Consider the following 21774-nt stretch of genomic DNA (forward strand, 5'->3'; position numbering starts at 1 on the left):
ACACGCAGTAGAAGGAAGCTAAGCCGGCATTCTGAAGATGGCGCGGGAAGGCTCAGGGATGAAATGACTACAACGGGTCATAAGCAGCTTCTGGTGAACGTCCGCTATTGGCCGATAACTGTCATTCAGGCGTCATCAGGACTGCGAGCGTAAGCTTGATGAACTCTTCGTTCTTATCGATGGTGTCCAACGCGCCGCGCACATTGTCGGCGACATCGGCCGATCCGCGCTGCTCAACCCAGTTCGAGAGTTCCAGGATGGCGGCTTCGAGGGCGAGCTGATTTTCGTTGATCTTGAATAGCAGGGAAGGGAGCAGGTCTGAATTTGGCAAGGCGATTCCTCCGTGGAAGATTCAGCGTAGCAGGCGGCAACGGCGGTGACACATACGGGGGCGCAGATCCAGAGCGCCAATGGGGGTACATTCGGGCTGATGCCGGGCTGGAGGCAGGGGAGAAAGAGGAAAAATCCGTTCCGCAACCCAAAACTGGCTCCTTGAATGCCGGAGGATACAGGCCTTTAAAAATCAGTAGCTTGCGGAATGGTAAAGCTGCTAACCTATTGAAATAGCTTGTTTTGTGGATGGATTGCAAATCCACCTACGCCGGTTCGATTCCGACCTCGGCCTCCACTTTAAACGAGCTCCGTAGATCTATGATTTACGGAGCTTTTTTATTTGCACCGTCCTGCAAGATTTAGTCTTGAAAAGGCCGGTCGCAAACTTGCTTCACCGGAGCGGGATGTATATATTTCCCCCTCTGCTGCACAGGCGTCAGAACTGCCAGATCGTTATTTGACAGCCTTCAGACTGCTTCACCGCGCTACCGCCCGAATGGCGAAACTGGTAGACGCATGGGACTTAAAATCCCCCGCTCGTAAGGGCGTGCCGGTTCGATTCCGGCTTCGGGCACCATCTAAAATCAAGGGTTTGCGGGCGAAAGCTGATGCAAACCCTTGTTTGTTTCTGGTCCGCTATTTTAGAGTTGGTCCGCAATTCACTTAGTTGGTGAGACTTTCTTGCCCTTGCGGTTGCGGATGTACTGTTCCGTCATAACAACGGTGGTATGCCCAAGTTGATCCTTGGCCTGCATGATGTCGCCACTCGATTCAGCCTTGTCCGTACCGGCTTTAGCGCGTAAATCACGCATTTGAAACTCGGACTTCGCGACACCTGCTGCCTCCCTGGCCAGGTCAAACCTTCCCCGCAACATTGCCACCGTCATTGGTGTGCCATCCTCCGAAACGATCAGCCGCGTCGAGCGGACCCTATGTTCTTTTTTTCGGGACATGATTCGATCGATTGCCAGGCCGTAGTCGCTGCCCAGCGCGATTTCTTTACGGTCCTCGACCGTCCCCGGGGTTAATCTCTGGCGCCAGGTACGACAGGTCTTCTTCCAACTGACCGAAGTAGTAGAGGTGTTCACCATCGCTGCCCCATTCAGGCTGGGCGGTGGCCCAAGTGCGGGCAGGAAGGCAATCGGGACATGTCTTGAAACTGGCCATGTCGCCATCCCAGCAGCCGGTAATGAGCTGATACTGCTGACCTGGCTGAATCGGCCCGCAGCACTCACAGCATTTATGCTGCTTGCGAGCGGTGGGCGTGGATTCCGTTTGAAAATCGGACATAGCGATTCCTCGCCCGCCGTTCACCGGCAGGCTGTATGTGGATTAATGGGATACGCTGGAAAGCAGGCGGCGTGAGAATGCAAACGATCTCTCATCACGGATGAATCAAATGAAACTGATTTGGTTAGTGCTTGTTGTTGGTCTGTTGGCTTGGAAGTTTTCCCCTGACGTACAGTCATGGACTGAGGCGAGGCTATCGAATCAACAGGTAACCTCCAAAGTCATGACTGCGCAGAAGCCCGTTGCGGCTCGATTCAAATGTGATGGCCGCAAGCGCTGTTCGCAGATGACCTCGTGCGCAGAGGCCAAAAACTTTCTGCAGAATTGCCCGGGAATGGAAATGGACGGAGACGACGACGGGATACCGTGTGAGACGCAGTGGTGTCGATGACCGTTCACCGGCAGGCTGGTAGGTGGAGGAGGGGTTAGGCTGTGGCTTTGGAGGCCAGCTCGCAGTCAGCGGCCAGTTTCAAAAGGTTGAGGGTTGTCGGCCTGAAGCTTCCGGTGTCGGGATAGCATTCAAACTCATGACCTTCCGGGAAAGATTCGAACGGGCCATGCCAGGGCCAATTCGTCTTCCAGTCTGCCCATGCGGTATATGCGTTCTGTCCTTCACCCCGGTAGTCGGTACCGCCGCCGATACTCCATACGTGGCTAACGCGGGTGCGCTGCTTGTAAGCAAGCTCGCTCGGCTCGTCTTTGTCGATCCAGACGCCAACGAATATCGACGGGGCAATTTCGACCAGGCGCCTGCTGAGCTTCTTCTCGATACGGGCCTTCATCGCCGTGGCCCCGAGTAGATGAGCCAGGCCATGTAAGCGAGGGCTGGGAGGATCATGGCGTCACCTCGCGCCGAGCCTACTGCACATATGGGCCGTCTTCGGTGTCGAAAATACCGAGTAGAAACCAGTCATACGCCGGCGGCGTTTCGGGCTGCCATCCGAGGCAGTGACAGGCGTCATCATCCCAATAGGGATGGGCTTCTAAGTCCGACTCCATGTGCCAGCCGACCATTTTGAGACTCTGGCCATCGAGCCACGCTTTGTAGGCTTCGTGGTCTTCGTCGAATTCTGGGATGCCCGGGTGATACCAATACCCGTCCTCGTCGCGCACAACATCAACGGGGCCAATCAACTTTTCTTCAGGCATGACTGTTCCTTTGCCGCTATACCGGCTGACTTTGAAGGGGGAGGGAGTTACGGGTAGTTGGTGCTGATGCGCTTGGCGATGGCTTCGAGCTGCTCGGCCATTCCCCACATGTCGTTGTTGTCGCGGCGGGAGACGACGGCGGCGCGCTGGACGTTGCGGTCAATCAGAATTTTCGCTGCCAGCAGGATCAGCCAGGCTTCGAACTTGCGGCGAATGAATGGCTTCATGGTCTACACCCCCGGACGGCCTTTGAAGGCGAGCCAGATGTAGTGACGGCCCTTGACGGTGACCTTGATCTTGCTGGTCTGCCTGTTCCAGTTGATCAGGCGAAGCTCTTCAAGGATGGTGGTCAGCGTGTGACCCTGGTGCCAGGCGGCCAGCGCCTTGATGCAGCCTTGGGCGAGCAGACCCCGGTAATCGGTGTGACCGAAGTTGGTGCCTTGGAACACGCTCTGCATCTGCTCGTCTGTCACCAGGTCGGTGACGGCGTTCACGTCCGGGTCGCGCCGGTAGCACTTATGGGTCATGGTCATTCGCCTTGGTTGGCCAGTGTGTTGAGGCGCATGCCCGATGTGCCGGGGATCTGATGGTCGCGCTCAGTTTGCGATTTGGCAGTGGCATCCATCGCGGCGCGCAAGGCAACTTCCAGCAGATCCGCCCGCTCATCCGCTGCGTTCAGGCGCAGCTGCAGAGCTTGTTCCCGAGCTTTGACGTCCTCGAAATGCTGCGCCAGCGTGCACGCGAAGTCGCCGGCCAGTCGCTCATTGATGTACTGGCGGTAGTCGTGACGCTTGAGCACGGTCTTGAACAGGTTGGCGATGTAACCGCGGCCACCCAGGTCGAAGCCAGGATCGGCCGGTTTGTTTTTCTGTGGGCATGGGGATACCTCGTGGGCAGCTATAATTCACGATTCATAGGGAGGAAATGGCTATGGCTACTTTCATTGTTACTGCGGCTAGACATACCGAGGGCGGAAAGCTGATCGCGCTTCAGGGGCAAGAAACCCATGGCCACGTGGCCAACACTTTGCCCGGCGAATCATCAGAGCATCGCGACTTTTCCGTACCTGAAGTGCTGGGCTTGATCGAGAGGGGAGATGCGTTCTACTTGGCATTTGGCCCGTTCGATTCCCGGGTCAATGGCGGTCTGATCATTCCTGATGGTAAGGGGTCGTTGTCAGAAGGTGAGGGTAGGCAAGGCAGGTGCATTGCCGATCTTCCTTCGTTCTGAAGGCGGGCTTATCCTTATGCAGCTTTCAGCAAGGCTTCGATGACTAGTTGACCGGCCAGCGGCTGCACTGCATTGCCGGCCATGTGCATGGTCAGGCGGTGGTTATCGGGGCGCAGGGTGCTGGTGGGGAAAGATTGGGCGGCCAACGCTTCGTTGGCGCTGAGCATCCGCATCTCGTTGCCACGTACCAGCGCCCATCGATCCAAAGTAGTGATGGTGCCGATTGGTCGACCCATGTCCCTACCTGTGAGCCCTGAGCCTTTACCGTAGTAGGGCATGATGAACTGGTCACCGAAGCGAGCCCGCCCATTTGCCACACGCGCAAGGGTTGCTGCGGCCCGGCCCGGCTTGTCGATGGGTGACCACTTACCGGCATTGAAATCTAGGAAGCTGGTGGTTGGTACATGCTGGCGCCGGTGCAGCTCGAGCATCAGCGGAGCTTTGCTGCGGGTCAGAACCAGAAACAGGCGAACACGGTGCTGAGGAACACCATGGTCAGCGCAATCGACGATGTGCGGCGCGACCTGGTATCCGAGAGCCTGAACGGCTGCAAGCCAAGCTGGATAAAGTGTCCACTCCATGAATTCAGTTACGTTTTCCAGCAGTCCGCCTTCGGGCCGGTGAAACTCCAGTGCCGACACAACAGCCCAGGCAGTTGAGCGACTGGCGTCGTGCTTTGGATTTCCCGATTTCTTGCCGCGTGCCTTCGAATGGCCTTGGCAGCATGGGGAGGCCAGAAGCAGATCATGCCCCGGGACCTTCTCCCACTCCGCCTAGCGCAGGTCCTGACAGACATGCTGCGTGCGAGGGTGGTTGGCACTATGCCATTTCACCGCTTCGGGCCAATGGTTGGCGGCCCATACAACCTCGACGCCGGCATTGCGCGCACCAGTACTCCATCCGCCGAGTCCGGCGAACAAATCGATTGCTGTGGTCATAGAATGTCCTGATGTTTAGGATTCTGGTTTTCAGGTGATGTAGGTCGGTTTTATGAAAGACTTCGTTCTATACGTTTCGTTGGTAACTGGCATGCTTTCAGCCGTGTTCTGGACAATCTCGGCCTATGTGAAAGTAAAACCTAGTCCGGAAGTTCCAGATGAGAACGGCATGTTTGACGCTAGGCTGATTATCGATGGTGCTGACATAGAGCCTACGATGCGTAAGCAGTCGATCTGGAACAGTCGGGCTGCACTTGCTGCAGCTTTAACAGCCGTGTTGCAGGTTGCTTACAACGCTTGGCCGTCAGCGATGTGATGAGCGGTGTCACCGTCATAGCACTACATGGCATGTCGGTCTGCTGGCGTGATTCGTTGAAGTGGGGTATTTGTGTTCGGCCCGGCATGGAGCCGGATCAAGGAGATCGAAATGGTGTTAGCGGATAGGCCGTACCCAGTTGTCTATGAGCATCGAGGCGTTAAAGCGAAAATTGATTTCGAATGGGATAGCGACAGTGATTCTGTGCCAACAGGACTTAGAATCGCTGTAGAGAACAAAGAAAGCCGGGTTGAAGCAATCCGTGAAAATGCCAAGTACAACAGCTTCAATGAGGCGTTAGCCCGCGGTAAAGCATTGGCGAGGCTAGACATCGATTTGACTCTTGGGCCTGATCTTTCGGCTTGAAAACAGTACTCAACGCAATAGGTGAGGGTGGGTCAGGCGGTGATCCGCTCGCCGATCACCGTGGTGGTGAAGCTCACCGAGTACTCGGTCACCAGTTCGAAACTGCCGTCGCAGGTATCGCACTCCATTTTTTTATCGCCGTAGTCCTCCGATTCAATGTGGATGACTGTGGCGCAGTGCGGGCACTTACACTCGTCTTGGCAGCGATAATCCCACTCGTTGTATTTGCCCTCGGCGACCTTTGCCAGTGCCGCGGCTTTGGCCTGGGCATCTTCCGCATCTTGGCAGGGCTTGCAGGTCCAGCCATCAGGGTGACTCCATGGCGTTTCTGCCAGCTTTGACCGGTGAATGCTGCACAGCCGGCAAACGTCGTGCTTATCGCAAACGCTGTAGTTCCACTGTTCGCCTGTGCCGTTGCACTTCGCGCAGCCAGAAACCCAGTACCAGACGCCGTCGATACGCTCGGCGTACAGACCTACCTCGGGCGGGGCCAGGCGCACTTCAGGAAGACCATTGCGATGTGGCTTGCCGTGCAACGCGTGATTCTAGATGTTGGTGCTGCCGGAGCGCAGGCGCTCCGTCCATTCGCCGGAGATTTCCGGAATCAGGATCTTCGTGTTCTTGTCCATGGCGTATCTCCAGTCAGGCGCCGCCCTCCGTGACCGGATGCGACAGTGGTGGGGGTATCTATAGTGGCTGATTGCTATAAGATTCTCGGCCATCACATGGCCATGGCCGCTAATCAAAAAGGATTTATATGAAGCTGAAAATTACCGCGCTTAGCCTTCTGGCTGTCTTGGCTGGCTGTACCACCGCAGGACCCTACGTCACCAACATTTCCAGCGATGGTCGCAACGGCCTGAACATCGAGAAGTGTGCGGTGAAGATGAACGCATTCATGGGTACTGTTAGCACCGCAGAGTGCACTACTCAAAATTTGCAGCTAAGTCGCAGTAACTGAAGTCGGATCGACGATTTCGTCTTCGGGCTCGCCAGGGTCTTTTGCCAGCGTGCACAGGCTCTGGGTGCGGAGCGAGCGCGACACCTTTTCGGTAACTACATAAGGTGTCGTGACACACTCAAGCATCCCCGCGGCGGTATCGAAGTCGGCGGCGACAGATTTCGCAGCAACCGCTGATGGATGTCCTGTTGATTGTTGATGCCGTGCTCTTTCATTACTCGCTTGAGGTCGGACTTGAATACCCCGGCGACTTCAACCGAGAACTTCTCGATGCCCAGCTCGGCATTCTTGGCCACTTCCTTCTCGCGCTTCTTACGCTGCTTGATGGCTTCCGCCGTCGGCTCCTGCTCTTCCTCGGTCATGGCCTGCCTCTCCAATTCAGTGGGCCGGTAGATCCAGCCATGTTTGTCGTCGGCGCTGGCGCACCTGGTGGTTGATGCGTCTCACGCTGCTACCTTCACTTGATGCCAGGCGCCGGCGGCGTAGAACAGCTTCGCAACGTGAACAAGATGAAAGTCGGCGGTTACACCGCGCAAATCGAGTACAGCGAAGAAGATGGGCTGTTCATCGGACATATCGCGGGCATCAAGGACATCGTTGGCTTCCAGGGCGAGTCAGTCGATGCATTGCAAGACGCGTTTGCTGAGGCGGTCACGGATTACCTGGAGACATGTGCCACGCTCGGGCGCACCCGATGACTGGAACAAAAAGAAGGACAGCGCCCACAGCCTATGAATCAAACCCTCGTCCACCCACTGCGCCGCGATGTGCCAGCAGTGTCCGAAGCGCAACGCACATGATCAAGACCCAAACGACAGGCGAAAAAAAACCGCCTTTGCGGGGCGGTTCTTTTGTAAGCCTCAGCTTGCGGCTGAGACTTGGTGCATCTCACGGACGACACTAGCGTGGGGGCATAATATTGAGCTTTGCTTATCCTTGCAACGTTATTTTGCTTTGGTTGATTTACATCATCTGAAGGTATCAGTAGCGAATTGTGGTGCTCAAAGCGTTAGCTTGAACCTGACAGAAATAACGTTTTACAAAAACACGTCATCCCTTTGCATTGGAACGTCAAAGATCATCCGTTGCGCTTGAGTTTCTAGGTTAATATGCCGGCGCTCACATGCTGGTGCGCGGTGAGGTTTGGCCGGTGGCATAACAGTTTCACGCCCTCTGACACGGTTTTGCACCCGTGCCGGAATGATGGTTCGGGGGGAGCTCAACCGGCCGCCTCACGGACGTCACTAGCATAAATGTCCGAAGGCACGCGTGATCCGGTAAGTGCGCTGGAGGTTTGGCCCCCAACCTGGAGGCCAAAACGTATGAAGCTTTTGTTGCGTACGCTGAGCCTCGTATGGAGATTGTTTAAAGCGTTTCGCTTTTACGAGTTCCTGCGAGACCACTTTAACGACATGAAGTAACGGTTGTTGATGTGGGGAAACGCCCGTTTCAGTTTCGGCTGAGGCGGGTTTTTTTTGTCTTGAATAAGCTGTCAAAAGTAGGATTTATATCCGGGTCATTCTCTAATGCCTGTAAGTCATTTCGTCGGCATCTGTAGGCGCTGAAGTGGGCATGCCACTAGAGCCGGATCCGTTACCGCATCTTCTAGACGCAACACTCGCAGAGATGGCGGTTACCGGCTTCGTTCTGAGCACAATGCTCTGGCAACTCTCAAGTACAAGCACGGATATCCCACGCATCCTGATCATCAACGCTTACAGGGTGGCACGAGATTGAATCAGTGCCCTAAGTCTCGGAGCGCTGGTGACGTGCTGAAGCTGATCTCCCGTTACCTTTCTCATCTCCGCCGGTAATTTCTCCAATGGGCTCGATCAGTTCGGGGCCTTGATTTCGAACATTGCCCACAGCTCGGTCCACCGGGTACCACTCAAACGCCTCGGTGGGCTCGCCCTGGTACAGCACAATTTCCTCGGCGCGCTCCTTCGGCATGGCTGGGACCAGCCATTCGCGAGCGAGCTCGGGTGACAGCGTCACCGGGCGGCGGTCATGAATGTCCACCATACCGCCGGCGCTGTCTGCGGTGATGATAACGAAGCCGTCATGCTCGCTCGGTTCATGCTCGGCGACGGGGTACTGACCGATTGCGGCACACAGGATTGGCGTCCGGTCACGGTGGCGAATCAGGTAGGGCTGTTTCTTCGGTCCGCCTTCATAAACCCACTCAAACCAGTTGTCGATGGCGATGATCGCCCGGTGGGGCCAGATCGCTTTAAAGAATGGGCCATGGGCTACTTTCTCAACTCGAGAATTGATCGGTGCGACGCGATCTTTGGCCCAGTGTGGGCGCCAGCCCCAGCGAACCATGTCGGCCCGCAGAAACTGACCCTCTTGGTGAAAGAGGGCAAGTTGCGTGGTCGGCGCGGCGTTGTAGTGCTCGAAAGGCTGATCGCCGGCATAGTTGATCAATGCGTTGGGGATGCTGAGCGCCGCGACGAAGTCGTGAATGCCCCGGTACTGTGAAAGGCGTCCGCACATGGTTGAACCCTCCGGCTGTACATTCAGGGTAGACCAGTGGCTGCCGCCTTCGTTACAAACCCTCTGCCAGCGCAAGCCGGGCAATCTTCACGCCTCACGCCTCACGGATCAGGCGCACAGCGCCAACCGCCAGCTGGAATGAATGTGCCGAGTGAAGACATGACAGCTTCATTAGCGAAAATATCTGGGGCAAACGGGTCCACCGATGATGGCAGCAGGGCTTGGCCAGTTTTGGCGGGGAGCGTTGAGCACTCGATTTTCCATGGGGTTTCTCCGGCGTGATGCCGGCCAAAAGACAGTTCGCAGGCGAACAGGGAAGCAGGGGTTATTGAGCTTTCGGGTTGGCTGAACGTTTCGCGCAAATGAACGCCCGGTTTCAGCGGTGTGGGACGGCTGGCGGCGAACAGAAAATAGTCCCCGACCAACAGCAGACAACCCTGGCGCGATGGCTCATCCATCGCTTGCAACCATTGGCCACGACAAGCGCCGAGGGAGTCGGGCAAGCGTTCCCATATTTCGTAGTAACTTTCGTCCAGAGCGGTTTCGATCAGGCGCTCACTGGTTTCAAAGTGCATGCGGCCAATGTCTTCAGCGCCGCTAGCCGGCTGATAATCCATTTTGCGATGCCATTGGCAAATGTCGGCGTCTATCTGGGTTACCCCGGCAAAACCTTTCTGTTCACACAACGCCCGATGTTGAGAGTGGCTGAGTTCTTCGAGCGCCAGACTTGGGAGCGGGTAGGGGGGGATTCGCAGGTCGGCAAACAGTCGCGGTGTCTGTAGCCAATGCACGACCGTTTCGCTGTCCGAAAGCCCCGAGCGGTGCTGGATCAAACGCCGCTTCCATACGCCAAGATAACATTGTGCAACCTGATGCATTGATACTCCCTGTGTTACGCGTCGCGTTTGGGCAGATCACTGCATGCATGCCTTCCTCGGCCATGCGCGCAGTGATCTGCCCATGCGGTCAGACGCCTTTAAAAAGCTCCTGAGAGCGACAATGTTTTCATCGACTCAGTGGTGTCTCCCTCACTTCGACCATGACGTCGACCAACGATCGAGTAATCCGAAGAACCACTGATGCATACGGGCGTAACAGGCTTCATCCGAAATTGAGGGCATAGGCAGTGGCGACTCGGCAGCAAAGCGGAGGTTGAGTGCTTTCACAATCTGCGGCGTCCATTCCGGGTGAAACTGCAGTCCAATCATCCCATCGCCGACAGAGTAAGCCTGGTTCTCCCAGTCTGATCCCCTGGCCAGATGCCTGGCCCCAACCGGCAGCGCAAAACCGCGTTCGTGCCACTGCAGCACCTGCATGTTTTGCCCGTCATCCTCACCATCCCCAATGAACTCTACCTCGCACCATCCCCCCTCAGGGTGGTCGATGGGGGCAACCTGCGCGCCAAGCCGATCAGCGAGCAGTTGCCCGCCCAGGCAGATACCGAGCACCGGCTTGGCCTTGCGCAGCAAGTTGCCAAGCCAGACCTTTTCCTGCTCCAGCCACGGCGGGCAATCCGCCCCTACCACATTGAAGGGTCCTCCCAACAACACGTAGGCATCGTAGTCTTCGTGCGTCGGCAACTGCCCTAGGTCACCGCGAAACAGTTCGATGGCGACATCACGACGCAGAGCCCATTCGGCCAGGGCACCTGGGCCTTCTTCTGCCAGATGCTGAATGCAAGCGATCTTCTTCATGCGGCGTCCCCGAAAATAGCCAATACGAACTCCAAAGCGTGCATGGAAAACTCCTTACCGCAGGTCGGGACAAAGTGGATTATGCGTATCAAACCCAGCATCGCCTCTCCTTGCCGAGGCGAAAAACGTTCGCTATTCTCCGCGATCAAACTTGCTTTTCAATCCACGAATATTCATCAATCATTGAGCAAATGGAAACATTCGATCTAGCGACCCTGCGCCAATTCCTGGCCCTTGCGCGCCACCAAAACCTGTCCGATGCCGCTTTGGAACTGCACTTGAGCCCGAGTGCTCTGTCCAAGGGGCTGAAGAGACTGGAGCAAGCCTTGCAGACCACGCTGTTCGACCGCCAAGGGCGCAATCTGCGCTTGAATACCGACGGCGCGCGCTTGCTTGATCGGGCTGCGGCGCTGATGGCCAGTGCCGACCAGATGCGCAGTGAGTTTCTAGGGACTCGCGGTAGTTTCCACTGCCGGATCTCCGGGCCGGCGCTGTTGCAGCTGAATTGGGGGCGGCGGATAGCCAGTTTGATCGGCGAACGTTTTCCCGGCGCTCAAGTGGCTTTCGGCAACGAGAAGGAAGACGAGGCACTCAGTGCCTTGGCCCGCGGTGAGGCGGATCTGGCACTGGTGACCACGGCAGCCCTAGGGGCGCTCGACCCGCGCCATCGTGCACTGAACATCGGACTAACCCGCTTTGAAGTGGCTGTCGGCGCAAACCATCCGCTCGCCCTCTCAGCCAGCGGCCCACGCGCCACGGTGACCGAGGTTCTGAAATACCCCTTCGTGGTACCTGCACAGCCGCCGTTTCGCGGGCTGCAAGGTGGGCCGGCCACCGACGGTTGGCGTGACGATCAGCAGCCGCGCATCATCCGCTACCGCAGCGATGACCTTCTTTTGGTTGATGGCCTTGTGCGTGCGGGTCTGGCTCTGGCTTACCTACCGGACTATGCCCTGGCCGAACTTCAGCTGTTGCGACTCGATCTGACTGACAACCCGTTCTCCTGCACCCAACAGGTGGTGCTGGTTTATCGCCCCGGCACCGCCAGCGGTTGGCTCAATTATGTGGTTGAAGCGATGAAGTCCGAGGCGGTTACCTAGTCTCGTACGAATCGCTGCGCCATCACCCGCAACAAACGATCATCCTCTCCCGCAGCGCCAATCACCTGCAGCCCCACCGGCATTCCCCTCAACAGTCCCACCGGCAGGCTGATCGCAGGCAGCCCGGTGAGATTCCAGGCACTGGTATGGCTGAGCAACGCGGCGCGCACATCGATGTCCTGCTCACCAACCCGGACTTCGCGGGCATCGACCGCTGTCGCGGTAATCGGCACGCTGGGCGAGACCAGGAAGTCATAGTGCTCGAACAAGCGCGCCATCGCCGCCTTGAGCCGTACTTGGCTCGATTGTGCGCGGATGTATTGCCAGCCCCTGACTTCACGCGACAATTCGAGGCGCTCGCGCACCTCCTGCTCGAACGTGTGCGGTGCATCCTGCATGCGTTCGGCATGCACATCGAAGGCCTCGGCGCGTTGCAGCACCAGCAAGGTGTCTTTCATTTCGGCCGCCAGCGGCACCAGCTCGGCAGCATCCTGCAGCGCTTCGCCAAACAGCTGCTGCGCCGCCTGGTAGACCTGTCGATCCAGCTCGGCGTCGACCGGGCCGAAGCTGCCGGTGGTGATCCAGCCAACCCGTAACGGTCGAGGGTTGGCCATCGGTGCACACACTCGCCCAGCCACCACTTCGAACAGTAGGCGCGCATCCTCGACGTGGTTGGCGATCGGGCCTACGTGGTCGAGGCTCGACGACAGCGGGAACACCCCCTCCAGCGGCACGCTGGCAAACGATGGCTTGAAGCCGACCACTCCGCACAACCCCGCCGGAATACGGATCGATCCGCCGGTGTCGGTGCCCAGCGCCAGCGGCACCATGCCGCTCGCCACCGCAGCGGCGCTGCCGGCGCTGGAGCCGCCAGTGATGCAGCGGGCATCCCATGGGTTACGTGCCGCGCCCTGCAGCGAGCGGTCACCGGTCGGGCCGTAGGCGAATTCGTGGGTCAAGGTCTTGCCGACAATGACCGCACCCGCCTCGCGCAGCCGCTGCACGCACAGCGCATCGCGGCTCGGCTTGAAGCCTGCGAAATGCGCCGAACCGTAGGTGGTGACGTGGTCGAACGTGTCGATATTGTCTTTGACCGCCACCGGTATGCCGTGCAGCGGGCCCAGGTCCAGGCCCTGGGCAAACAGCTCGTCGGCCTTGCGCGCTTGGGCCAGCGCCACGGGTGCATCGACATGAACGAAGGCGTTCAAGGTCGGATTCAGGCGCTCGATACTGTCCAGGGCTGCTTGCGTCAGCTCGACGCTCGTCAGGCTGCCCGCGCGCAGGCGCTCGGCCAGCGCGATGACTGATTGACCAAAAAAAGATCCAACGTGAGGAGGCTTCGCCAGGCTCATACAAACAACTCCATCAAACTGCGGCGGGTAAAGGGGAAGGGCTGATTTGCCGACTGCCGGGACGCACCATCAGCATCGCGCTCATGCCCAGTGCAGTGGCCACTGCCGCTGCCACGAACATCGACGAGTAGCCGTAGTGCACGGTCAGGTAGCCGGTCAGCATTGGCGCGATGAACGAAGCGGTGTTGGCGATGAAATGGGTCATGCCGCTGTAGGCACCGACCCGGTTGGATGGCGCGGTGTCGATCACCACGGCCCAGTAAACTGAATTGGGCAGTGCGTTGAGGGCGTTGGCCAGGGTCATCAGGGCAATCACGCCCCAGACGGTCTGGGCCTGCGATACCAGTATGAAACAGAGCGTGGTCAACAGCAGGCAGGTCGCGGCTAGCCAGCTGCGTGCCACCTTCAGGTTGCCGGTGCGACGCAACAGCAGGTCGGAGATCTTGCCGCCCAGTAGCACGGTGAAGCAGGCGCCGGTCCAGGGAATCATGCCCATGTACCACAGCGATGACAGGTTGTAGTGGAACTCGTCCTGCAGGTATTTGGGGGTCCAGGTCAGCAGCAGGAACGTCACGTACACGAACGAGAAGTAACCGACCGCATTGAGTAACAGGTCCTTGTTCTTGAAGAAATGCCATACCGGCGCAACGCTGGTGGTCGGGGTTGAAGCATTGGCTGCCGAGGCGCGTTCCCGTCGCAGGAAATCGAGCTCGGCCTTGGACACACGCGGGTTCTCATCGGGGGTGTTGGTGAAGCGCGTCATGAAGAAAATCAGCAGCGCCAGGCTGACCACGCCCAGCACCACGAACATGCTGCGCCAGCCGCCAGTCAGGGTTTGCAGACCTACCGCTACCGGGGCGGTGAGCAGCGCGCCCAATGGTGTGCTGAGCAGTCCAACCGAGACCACGAAGCCGCGCTCCTTGGGCGTGGCCCAGTTGGCCACGCTTTTGTTGATCACCGAGTAGGCCGGGCCTTCGGCAAAGCCGAACAGCACGCGGATAGTGGCGAAACCGGCCATGGCCGAGCCTCCCATGAATGCCAGCCCGAGGTCACCGGCAAACGCGGTGGCGATCTCGAAAATCGACCAGGTGGCACCCGCAATCAGCCAGATGCGCTTGGCGCCAAAGCGGTCAGCCAGGATGCCGCCGATCAACGCCCCGAGGATGTAGCCGTAACCGAAGTAACCCAGGACTTTGCCCCAGTCGGCCTTGTCGAAACCGTACTCCGGGAGAATGCTCGCCGAGGCATAGGCAATCGCGCCGCGGTCAATGTAGTTGAGCAGTGCCATCAGCATGATCAGGAAGAAAATCTGGTAGCGGAAAGACGGAATAGCTGCGCTCTTCATAGGGATCTGACTCTTCAAAATGATGGCAGAAGTCAAAAAGTCGGCCGCGTCCGGCGTATTTTTATTGTGTTACCCAAACGTTTGGGTTGCCGAAATGTAGATACAGGAAAAGCTTTAGTCAATCGTTTGGGTAAAGGTTTTTTTTCCGGGAAGGGGGCCTGATTGAGGTAGAATCGCGCGCTGAATAATGCACGGTTGGAAGACTCTCAAACATGCCGAATCAATCTCGTCCCGCCACCCTGAAGTCCATGGCGACTGCACTCGGGTTGCACGTCTCCACGGTGTCGCGGGTGCTCAATGGCGACCCGACCGGGGTCGAGCGAGCGGCGTCGGCTGAGGTGGTGGAGCGTATCCGTGCGCTGGCCAAGGAGCTGGATTATCGGCCGAACACGCAGGCATCCAACCTGAAATTGCGCAAAAGCCAGGAGATCTGCGTGCTCATGCCACGCCTCACCGACCTGGTGATGGCGACCATTTATGACAGCATCGACAGCGCGGCGGAGGAGGCCGGCTACCTCACGTTCGTCTCCAATACCGACGACCTGCAGCCGCGCCAACTGGCACGTGCCGAGCACGCCTTGCGCCGCTCAGTGGCCGGGCTGATCGTGGGCGACTCGCACGTGGGTGAAAACCAGCCCTTACTCGATCTGCTCGCACGCAAGCACATTCCCTACGTGCTGGTCAGCCGGCAGATTGCTGGGCACCTCTCGGCGGCCAGCGACGACGAATTGGGCGGCTGGTTGGCGGCCGAACATTTGTATCAGTTGGGTTGTCGCGATGTGGCGATCCTGGCGGGTGAACGGCATGCGTCCACCGGGGCTGATCGTACCCGCGGCTTCATCCGCTATTACCGTGAACAAGGCGTCGCCCTGCGCCCGGAGTGGATCCTCAATGGTCCTTTTGACAGCCACACCGGACACCAACAAGGCGAGTATCTGCTGGGGCTCAATCCACACCCTCAGGCGTTTTTCGCGGTCAACGACTTCCTTGCCATTGGTCTGATGGGCGCCGCCCGCGACAAAGGCTTGCAACCGGGCAAGGACATCGCCGTCGTCGGCTTCAATGACATCCCGCTAGCCAATGAACTCATCGTTCCACTGACCAGCGTGCGCCTGCAGATGGCACAGATGGGGCGGCATGCGGTGGAGTTGCTGCTCAAACGCATCAAGGGCGAGGCCGCAGAGTCGATCATCCTTGCGCCGCAGTTGCAGGTGCGGGCGAGTTCCTCGCTGTTGCGCCGCGATAACTGAGTCGGAGTCAGTCAAATCAAGTGGTCAGGCGCTGACCGATTTCGCCCCAAAAATGTCGATCAACTCTGTCAAGAAGCTGCTCACCAGCTCACTCTGGCGAGTCGAATGTCGAACCGCTGCATGAAAGACGACCTCATAGCGCAACTGCTCTGGGTTAAGTGAGTGCAACTGCCCTAACGCTTCATGCTTGGCGCCGTAAAACTGCGGCAGAAAACCCAAGTGTTGGCCCGACAGGATGAGCAAAGCGGCGCCGTCCATACTGTCGGTAAGCGCCGTCAAACGTTCAATGGACGTGGGTGCCGGCATTTCGGGTAACGGGTGGCTGGGCCAAACCCAGTCGTGCTCCCGAACATCCTCGTTATTGAGCGCCCCGACCTTTTCAAAAAGAGGATGCGTGGGGCCGCAATAGGCGATTTGTGCTTCGTTAAACAATGGAAAGTAATCGAGGTTAGGTAGACGGCGCCAGAAATAACCTATCGCCAGATCGAGATGACCATTGATCAGTTTCTCTTCCAGGAACGATGACGACAGTTCCGTAAAGTGAAAGTAAAGCCCTTCGTGCTCGGATCGTAATCGGGCGATGGCCAAGGCAATTTTTTTATTGACCACGGGATCGATCTGGCCCAGTAACCCGATATTGATGTTGCCGGTGATCTTGCGATTGATGTGCTGGACTTCAATGCGAAATCCCTCCGTTGCGGCCATCAATCGGCGGGCTGCATCGAGGAACTGGTTCCCCTTGGGCGTGACAGAAAAACCTGCACGTCCTCGCTCGCAAAGGCGAAATCCGAGCCTGGCTTCCAGCGTGGCCAATTGCGCGCTGATGGTCGGTTGCGTGGTATTGAGCGCCGTTTGTGCTGCCGAAATTCCTCCCGCCTCAACGACGGCAAGAAACACCCGGATCAAGCGTAGATCCAGTTCCGATACAGTTCCCAGCATACGTGCTCCCGATAGATCAGCTACATAGACAAACATCTATGTAAACAGTTGGCCTGCGATATTTAACAGTTTCGATCAAATCCATACATTTCAAACGGCCGGTACTCAGCCTCAATGCCAGGGAGTGTGAGCGGATGCCTCGTGGTACCGGCGGGCAATGATAGGTCGTGATTGGGCGCAGTTACCACAACGTTTCAGCGACCACATCGCGATGTATTTTGGAGCGCAATCTGATCTGGAAGTCGAGCGAAGGTAGCCGTCGGCACGCACCGACAGCTCTACCCATATAAAAACAATTTCACTATCGATTCCAAGTAAAAGGAGAGTCGTATGTCCGAGACCAAAAGTTCAGCGCGCGCCATCGAGACGGGCGGGGGAATGGCCATCGAAGGCCACTCGATCGATTACATTCCGGAAAACGAACGGCACGCCAAACTCAGGAACCAGGGCCCATTCTGGTTTTTGGGGAACTTCCATTTCTTCACCATTTCCATCGGTTTTGTTGGCCCAAGCCTGGGACTGTCCGCACTGTGGGCTACCTTGGCGGGTACGCTCGGTATCATGTTCGGCACCATTTTTATGGCTTTCCACGGCTCTCAGGGGCCTGAGATGGGCCTTCCGCAAATGATCCAGTCGCGCGCCCAATTCGGCTATCGCGGCGTGATCCTCGCATTGATGGCGACGATGTTTGTGTTCGTCGGCTTCAACGTGGTGAACGTTACGCTCATCATGGGCGGCCTCAAGCATGTCTTCGGACTCGATCCAACCATTGTGGCTGTCACGGTGGTGCTGATCGGTGCGTTGCTGGCGATCTACGGCCACGACATGATGCACAAGGCGTTCAAATGGGCGCTGCTGGCCACCTTACCGCTCTATACGCTCGTCACCATCGCCTTGATGTTTGGCGCAGGCCAAAGTGATGTCGCTCCCGCAACTACCCTCGGCTTCAACTGGGTCGCGTTTGCCAGCATGTTTGCCATTGGTGCCAGCTACAACATCTCCTATGCGCCGTACGTGTCCGATTACTCACGTTATCTGCCTAAAAACACCAGTCGTACCAAACTGATTACCGCCTTGTTCCTGGGGGCATCCTTGTCGGGCGGCTGGATGATCGGCCTTGGTGCCTGGCTTGCGCAGCAGTTGCAGGCGACTGATGCTCTGGTTGCGCTGAATCAGGTCGGTTCCTCAATGATCCCTGGCTTGGGCAACTCACTGGTGCTGTTGTCGGTTTTGGGCTTCCTGCCGATTATCGCGCTCAACACCTACAGCGCAATGCTGACGCTGCTGACCGGTGTCGACTCGATCAAAAAAATCACCCCGACGCCTCGCGCTCGTGTGATATCGATCTTCGCCATCAGCGTCATCCTGTTGGTTTGTGTGCTGTCGATCAAAGGTGATGGTGTCGCGCTGTTGAACACCTTCCTGGTCGTGCTGTTGTATTTCCTGGTGCCATGGACCGCCGTCAACCTGGTGGATTACTTCTTTGTTCGTAAAGGCCGCTACGCCATCCCCCATTTTTTTACTCCCAAGGGCATTTACGGCGCTTGGCAATTTCGCGGGATTGTTTCGTACCTGATCGGATTCGCCGCCATGGTGCCGTTTTTCTACATCTTTGACGCCACTGCCGGCAAGGAAGTGTTCGTCGGCCCGCTGGCGCGCCAACTCGAAGGCGTCGACATTGCCTGGCTGGTGGGCCTGGTGGTCTCTGGCCTGACCTATTTCGTACTCAGTCGATCGATCGATCTTGAGTCCGAGCGCCGGATCATCGATTCAATCACCGAAAGCGATATCGTCTCGATGGCTCAAACGTCGACAGAAAAATGATCGTTGATCACTGCCAGCGAGCGCATGTTCTAACAATGGAAATCTGCACAATGAACACACCCAAAAGCATCACCGTCGCGTGCTGCCAATTGGCGCCGAAGATCGGCGATCTTGTCTATAACCGGACACTCACCGAGCAGGCGATCCGTTCGGCAGCTTCCCGCGGCGCCCAGGTGGTGGTGCTGCCCGAGTTGGTGCAGAGCGGTTACCTCTTTGCTGACCGTAACGAAGCGCTGTTCTCGTCTGAATCGACAGATGGGCCGACCTTACGCTTGTGGGAAGCACTGGCCCGCGAATTGGAGATCGTTATCGTCGCAGGATTCTGCGAGCGGCTGGAGGGCTATGAGGTGGCCAACAGTGCGGCAATGATCGATGCTCAAGGATTGCGCGCGGTTTACCGAAAGGCTCATCTCTGGGGAGCGGAAAACTCGATCTTCAGCGCCGGAAGCGCGCAGCCGCCGGTGGTGGACACTGCCTTTGGGCGAATCGGCATGATGATCTGTTACGACCTGGAGTTTCCTGAGTGGGTACGGCTACCGGCATTGGCGGGTGCGGAGCTGCTCTGCGCGCCTGTCAATTGGCCCGATGGCCCACGACCAGAAACCGAACGTCCAACTGAAGTCATACGAGTCCAGGCCAATGCGGCGGTCAACCGCATGTTCATCGCCGCGTGCGATCGCCACGGCCACGAGCGCGGGGTCGACTGGGTTCAGGGTTCGGTCATCGTCGACGCCGATGGTTACCCTCTGACAGGGCCGACGGAGCTGGCAGGCGAACAGACTTTGCTGGCGACGATGAACCTCGCCGAAGCGCGTAACAAGCGCATCGGTGACCAGAACGACGTGCATTGCGATCGTCGTCCTCAGCTCTACAGCCACCCGATCCAGTAACAGGCAATAGAGGGGGCGCACGGGCAACTTAGCGTGTGTCCTCTATATCCAGCGCTGCCAACTTGACCCGTTCGAGCTGAGGACGATTAGGTAATGGATGGGTGGGGGCCCGCTTGGGTTCGTTCGTGAAGACCCGTTTAAACCTCTGTTTCATTACCTCAAGTTCGCCACATGAACATTCTGAATCAGTCCAAATTCTCGACCAGGCTTTTGTCCTCGTTCGTTATCTGCGCCCTGATCACCCTGGCCGAACTGTCGCGGCTGGCCGTCTCCTTCAATGCCCTGGTAGCGCAGTTCAAGCTTTAAGGTCCTGAGGACGGCTTCACGTCGGCCACCGGTCCATGGTCATTCCGCCTGGCTTCTACCAGGCATGTCTATGCCGTGCTGATGCACCCGGCGATACAGGGTTGCCCGGGAGATGCCCAAAGCCTTGGCGGCGGCGGTGGGTTTCCAGCGGTGACGCACCAGGGCATCGAGCAGTGTCTGGCGTTCCGGGCTCGCGCAGCAATCAATGGTGGCGCCGGCGCTTGGGCCATTAAGCCTGTGGCCTTGCACTTGCTCGGGCAAATGGCTGACCTGAATCAGGTTTGAATCGCACACCGCACAGGCGTAACGCAGCACATGCCGTAACTGGCGAACGTTACCTGGCCAGCGGTAGCCAAGCAGGCATTCCAGAGCCGCGCCTCCCAGTCGCATGGGTTCTGCGCAAAGCGTCGATTCCTCATCGAGAATCCGGTTGATCAGCGCCAGGCGGTCACTGCGTTCGCGCAGCGGCGGCAACTGGAAACGCGCTCCACTCAAACGAAAGTACAGGTCTTCGCGAAACTCCCCCGCGGCGACCAGTGCTTCCAGATCTCGGTGACTCGCGCAGACGACCTGAAGGTCGATCACTTTGCGCCGTGAAGCTCCCAGTGGCGCCACTTCACCCTCGGCCAGAACCCGCAGCAGGCGGGTTTGCAAGGGCAGGGGCATGTCGCCGATTTCATCGAGAAACAGCGTGCCGCCGTCGGCCTGTTCCAGCAGACCTTGCATGCCCTTGCTCGAGGCACCCGTGAAGGCGCCGGCGACATAGCCAAATAATTCGCTTTCGATCAGGTTCTCGGGGATCGCCGCGCAGTTCACCGCAACGAACGGACGCTCACGGCGCTGGCTGGCCTGGTGCAGCTTACGGGCGAAGACTTCCTTGCCGGAGCCGGTTTCGCCCTGGATCAGCACCGGCAGGTTGCGGTCTTTGACCCGCACTGCAAGGCGCAGGCTTTCTTCCAGTCGCGGATCGAGTTCGGCGGGTGTCAGTACCGGGCGCGCGGGGTTGGGTTTCACCCGACGTGGCACGCTGAGTCGTCCATGCAGCACAGGGTGGCCACCTTGGCCGTGAAGTACGCAGAGCGATTCGTCGCTGGCCCGATGCAACAACTGCTGATCGAACACCTGGCCGATGTGTTCCGGCAGTTGGCCAAAGCTTTGCAAAAGCAACTGCCGCGCCGCCGGGTTCAGCGCCTGCAAACGGCCGTCATCGTCCCAGGCGAGCAAGTAATCGGGTTGGCTGTCGACGTAGCCCGGGCTGTTGTGGGCTCGCAGCACCCAGTAACCCTGGGCGCTGTTCATGAAAAACGCCTGTTCTATTTCCCGTGCGCTCTGCACCACCATCTGCCGGGTCAGGTGTTGGGAGCGACGGTCGTCGGGTGAGCGCACCGCCGACACATCGAGCACCCCGAGCAGTTCGCCCTTGGGGTCGAAGACCGGTGCCGCTGAGCAGGTGAGGCCGATAAACGCGGCGCGAAAGTGATCGCGTTTGTGCACCGTGACCGGTGTTCGCGCGGTCAGTACCGCCGCCACGCCACACGTACCTTCCTCACCTTCCGACCAGCAAGTGCCCAGGTAAAGACCGGCCTTGCGGCAGTCATTGCGGATGGAGGTTTCGACGCGGTAGTCGATGGTCTGGCCCTGAGCGTCGGTGAGCAGGACGCAGTAGTCGGCATCGCGGACCCGACCGTGGAGGCGGGCGACTTCTTCACTGGCGATGCGCAGAAACAGCTCGGACCGCTCGCGGCATTCCTGCAACACGTTCTGCGAAAGGATCCGTGGCCCTTGTAATGAGCCAGGGTCCAGGTGGTGCTGCTCCATGGAGCGGCGCCAGGAATCGAGTATCAAGCCCGGCACAGGCAACTGCGGCAGGTGTTCGGCATTTTTCAAAACACGGCTGACGCAATCCACATGCGCCTTCGAGTGTGCGGAAAGCATTAAGGCCTCCGGTTCTATCTTCTTTTAGTTGTGCGGCTATTAAGCGCCGTTCATTGGCCT

26 protein-coding genes, 1 tRNA gene and 3 pseudogenes are annotated in these 21774 nt (G+C 58.1%); 12 read left to right on the forward strand and 18 right to left on the reverse strand.

The genetic code is table 11. The annotated features are described in order from the left end of the window. Positions 1–121: 121 nt before the first annotated feature. On the reverse strand, positions 122–331 hold the full coding sequence (locus PMI27_RS23585) for a hypothetical protein (protein WP_008153670.1): 210 nt from the start codon (positions 329–331) through the stop codon (positions 122–124). 492 nt (positions 332–823) lie between these two features. Here PMI27_RS23585 and PMI27_RS0229160 point away from each other — a divergent pair. Next, positions 824–910: transfer RNA gene (locus PMI27_RS0229160), tRNA-Leu, on the forward strand. Positions 911–992: 82 nt separating this feature from the next. Here PMI27_RS0229160 and PMI27_RS0229165 read toward each other — a convergent pair. Both PMI27_RS0229165 and PMI27_RS23580 read right to left on the reverse strand, forming a co-directional pair. Further along, positions 993–1301 (reverse strand): annotated as a pseudogene (locus PMI27_RS0229165) (tyrosine-type recombinase/integrase); the annotation flags it as partial. 31 nt (positions 1302–1332) lie between these two features. Further along, a complete protein-coding gene (locus tag PMI27_RS23580) occupies positions 1333–1623 on the reverse strand; it encodes a hypothetical protein (RefSeq protein WP_008153672.1) in 291 nt (96 codons plus the stop codon). Positions 1624–1732: 109 nt separating this feature from the next. Here PMI27_RS23580 and PMI27_RS32410 point away from each other — a divergent pair, with 109 nt between their 5' ends. After that, a complete protein-coding gene (locus PMI27_RS32410; protein WP_033053075.1) occupies positions 1733–2014 on the forward strand; it encodes an excalibur calcium-binding domain-containing protein in 282 nt (93 codons plus the stop codon). A 34-nt stretch (positions 2015–2048) separates the two neighbouring features. Here PMI27_RS32410 and PMI27_RS23575 read toward each other — a convergent pair whose 3' ends face one another. The 5 genes from PMI27_RS23575 to PMI27_RS23555 all read right to left on the reverse strand — a co-directional run bounded on the left by PMI27_RS23575 (position 2049) and on the right by PMI27_RS23555 (position 3571). Beyond that, on the reverse strand, positions 2049–2405 hold the full coding sequence (locus PMI27_RS23575) for a hypothetical protein (RefSeq protein ID WP_008153673.1): 357 nt from the start codon (positions 2403–2405) through the stop codon (positions 2049–2051). Positions 2406–2481: 76 nt separating this feature from the next. Further along, complete coding sequence (locus PMI27_RS23570) at positions 2482–2772, reverse strand: hypothetical protein (protein WP_008153674.1); 291 nt, start codon at positions 2770–2772, stop codon at positions 2482–2484. A gap of 47 nt (positions 2773–2819) precedes the next feature. After that, positions 2820–2999: a hypothetical protein gene (locus tag PMI27_RS23565; RefSeq protein WP_008153675.1), complete on the reverse strand. Its 180-nt coding sequence runs from the start codon at positions 2997–2999 to the stop codon at positions 2820–2822. Positions 3000–3002: 3 nt separating this feature from the next. After that, positions 3003–3299, reverse strand: a complete 297-nt coding sequence (locus PMI27_RS23560; protein WP_008153677.1) for a hypothetical protein — start codon at positions 3297–3299, stop codon at positions 3003–3005. A gap of 2 nt (positions 3300–3301) precedes the next feature. Continuing rightward, positions 3302–3571: a hypothetical protein gene (locus tag PMI27_RS23555; RefSeq protein ID WP_008153678.1), complete on the reverse strand. Its 270-nt coding sequence runs from the start codon at positions 3569–3571 to the stop codon at positions 3302–3304. A gap of 131 nt (positions 3572–3702) precedes the next feature. On the opposite strand from PMI27_RS23555, the gene PMI27_RS23550 reads away from it, so the two are divergent. Next, positions 3703–4002 carry a hypothetical protein gene (locus tag PMI27_RS23550; protein WP_008153679.1) on the forward strand — a complete coding sequence of 100 codons (300 nt, stop codon included), beginning with the start codon at positions 3703–3705 and terminating at the stop codon, positions 4000–4002. 14 nt (positions 4003–4016) lie between these two features. Here the strand turns inward: PMI27_RS23550 and PMI27_RS0229175 are convergent. Beyond that, a pseudogene (locus tag PMI27_RS0229175) lies at positions 4017–4940 on the reverse strand (DNA cytosine methyltransferase). 52 nt (positions 4941–4992) lie between these two features. Here PMI27_RS0229175 and PMI27_RS0229180 point away from each other — a divergent pair. Together PMI27_RS0229180 and PMI27_RS23545 are read left to right on the forward strand one after the other, a co-directional pair. Beyond that, positions 4993–5256 (forward strand): hypothetical protein, encoded by a 264-nt coding sequence (locus PMI27_RS0229180; protein WP_033053076.1) that lies wholly within the window; start codon positions 4993–4995, stop codon positions 5254–5256. A 111-nt stretch (positions 5257–5367) separates the two neighbouring features. Further along, positions 5368–5622, forward strand: a complete 255-nt coding sequence (locus tag PMI27_RS23545; RefSeq protein ID WP_008153683.1) for a hypothetical protein — start codon at positions 5368–5370, stop codon at positions 5620–5622. 32 nt (positions 5623–5654) lie between these two features. Here the strand turns inward: PMI27_RS23545 and PMI27_RS0229185 are convergent, their stop codons facing one another. Then, positions 5655–6158 (reverse strand): hypothetical protein, encoded by a 504-nt coding sequence (locus PMI27_RS0229185; protein ID WP_238545884.1) that lies wholly within the window; start codon positions 6156–6158, stop codon positions 5655–5657. A 221-nt stretch (positions 6159–6379) separates the two neighbouring features. On the opposite strand from PMI27_RS0229185, the gene PMI27_RS23540 reads away from it, so the two are divergent. After that, on the forward strand, positions 6380–6583 hold the full coding sequence (locus tag PMI27_RS23540) for a hypothetical protein (RefSeq protein ID WP_008153686.1): 204 nt from the start codon (positions 6380–6382) through the stop codon (positions 6581–6583). 95 nt (positions 6584–6678) lie between these two features. Here PMI27_RS23540 and PMI27_RS0229190 read toward each other — a convergent pair whose 3' ends face one another. Further along, positions 6679–6945: a hypothetical protein gene (locus tag PMI27_RS0229190; RefSeq protein WP_008153687.1), complete on the reverse strand. Its 267-nt coding sequence runs from the start codon at positions 6943–6945 to the stop codon at positions 6679–6681. A 147-nt stretch (positions 6946–7092) separates the two neighbouring features. Here PMI27_RS0229190 and PMI27_RS0229195 point away from each other — a divergent pair. After that, positions 7093–7272 (forward strand): annotated as a pseudogene (locus PMI27_RS0229195) (type II toxin-antitoxin system HicB family antitoxin); the annotation flags it as partial. Between the two features lie 1057 nt (positions 7273–8329). Here the strand turns inward: PMI27_RS0229195 and PMI27_RS23535 are convergent. The 3 genes from PMI27_RS23535 to PMI27_RS23525 form a co-directional block, all read right to left on the reverse strand. Then, positions 8330–9079 carry an SOS response-associated peptidase family protein gene (locus PMI27_RS23535; RefSeq protein WP_008153690.1) on the reverse strand — a complete coding sequence of 250 codons (750 nt, stop codon included), beginning with the start codon at positions 9077–9079 and terminating at the stop codon, positions 8330–8332. Positions 9080–9180: 101 nt separating this feature from the next. After that, a complete protein-coding gene (locus PMI27_RS23530; protein ID WP_008153691.1) occupies positions 9181–9957 on the reverse strand; it encodes a hypothetical protein in 777 nt (258 codons plus the stop codon). A 150-nt stretch (positions 9958–10107) separates the two neighbouring features. Next, positions 10108–10773 carry a type 1 glutamine amidotransferase gene (locus PMI27_RS23525; RefSeq protein ID WP_008153692.1) on the reverse strand — a complete coding sequence of 222 codons (666 nt, stop codon included), beginning with the start codon at positions 10771–10773 and terminating at the stop codon, positions 10108–10110. Positions 10774–10964: 191 nt separating this feature from the next. Between PMI27_RS23525 and PMI27_RS23520 the strand changes: the two genes are divergently transcribed. Continuing rightward, positions 10965–11873 (forward strand): LysR family transcriptional regulator, encoded by a 909-nt coding sequence (locus tag PMI27_RS23520; RefSeq protein WP_008153694.1) that lies wholly within the window; start codon positions 10965–10967, stop codon positions 11871–11873. Here the strand turns inward: PMI27_RS23520 and PMI27_RS23515 are convergent. Together PMI27_RS23515 and PMI27_RS23510 are read right to left on the reverse strand one after the other, a co-directional pair. Next, positions 11870–13225, reverse strand: coding sequence for an amidase (locus PMI27_RS23515; protein WP_008153696.1), 1356 nt, complete (start codon positions 13223–13225; stop codon positions 11870–11872). The two genes, PMI27_RS23520 and PMI27_RS23515, sit on opposite strands and share 4 nt — an antisense overlap. Positions 13226–13238: 13 nt before the next feature. Further along, positions 13239–14570 carry an MFS transporter gene (locus tag PMI27_RS23510; RefSeq protein ID WP_008153697.1) on the reverse strand — a complete coding sequence of 444 codons (1332 nt, stop codon included), beginning with the start codon at positions 14568–14570 and terminating at the stop codon, positions 13239–13241. 212 nt (positions 14571–14782) lie between these two features. On the opposite strand from PMI27_RS23510, the gene PMI27_RS23505 reads away from it, so the two are divergent. Then, the gene (locus tag PMI27_RS23505) at positions 14783–15820 is read left to right on the forward strand and encodes a LacI family DNA-binding transcriptional regulator (RefSeq protein ID WP_008153698.1); all 1038 of its coding nucleotides are present in this window, start codon (positions 14783–14785) and stop codon (positions 15818–15820) included. Positions 15821–15844: 24 nt separating this feature from the next. Here the strand turns inward: PMI27_RS23505 and PMI27_RS23500 are convergent, their stop codons facing one another. After that, on the reverse strand, positions 15845–16759 hold the full coding sequence (locus tag PMI27_RS23500; RefSeq protein ID WP_008153699.1) for a LysR family transcriptional regulator: 915 nt from the start codon (positions 16757–16759) through the stop codon (positions 15845–15847). A gap of 330 nt (positions 16760–17089) precedes the next feature. Between PMI27_RS23500 and PMI27_RS23495 the strand changes: the two genes are divergently transcribed. From PMI27_RS23495 to PMI27_RS32225, 3 genes are all read left to right on the forward strand, one after another. Beyond that, the gene (locus PMI27_RS23495; protein ID WP_008153700.1) at positions 17090–18583 is read left to right on the forward strand and encodes a purine-cytosine permease family protein; all 1494 of its coding nucleotides are present in this window, start codon (positions 17090–17092) and stop codon (positions 18581–18583) included. A 50-nt stretch (positions 18584–18633) separates the two neighbouring features. Beyond that, positions 18634–19473: a nitrilase family protein gene (locus PMI27_RS23490; RefSeq protein WP_008153701.1), complete on the forward strand. Its 840-nt coding sequence runs from the start codon at positions 18634–18636 to the stop codon at positions 19471–19473. Between the two features lie 171 nt (positions 19474–19644). Then, positions 19645–19779, forward strand: coding sequence for a hypothetical protein (locus PMI27_RS32225; RefSeq protein WP_008153702.1), 135 nt, complete (start codon positions 19645–19647; stop codon positions 19777–19779). A 39-nt stretch (positions 19780–19818) separates the two neighbouring features. On the opposite strand, the gene PMI27_RS23485 is transcribed toward PMI27_RS32225, so the two are convergent. Further along, on the reverse strand, positions 19819–21714 hold the full coding sequence (locus PMI27_RS23485; RefSeq protein WP_008153704.1) for a sigma-54-dependent Fis family transcriptional regulator: 1896 nt from the start codon (positions 21712–21714) through the stop codon (positions 19819–19821). Positions 21715–21774: the final 60 nt, after the last annotated feature.

Origin of the sequence: Pseudomonas sp. GM41(2012), from assembly GCF_000282315.2 — a bacterium.
GTDB lineage: Bacteria > Pseudomonadota > Gammaproteobacteria > Pseudomonadales > Pseudomonadaceae > Aquipseudomonas.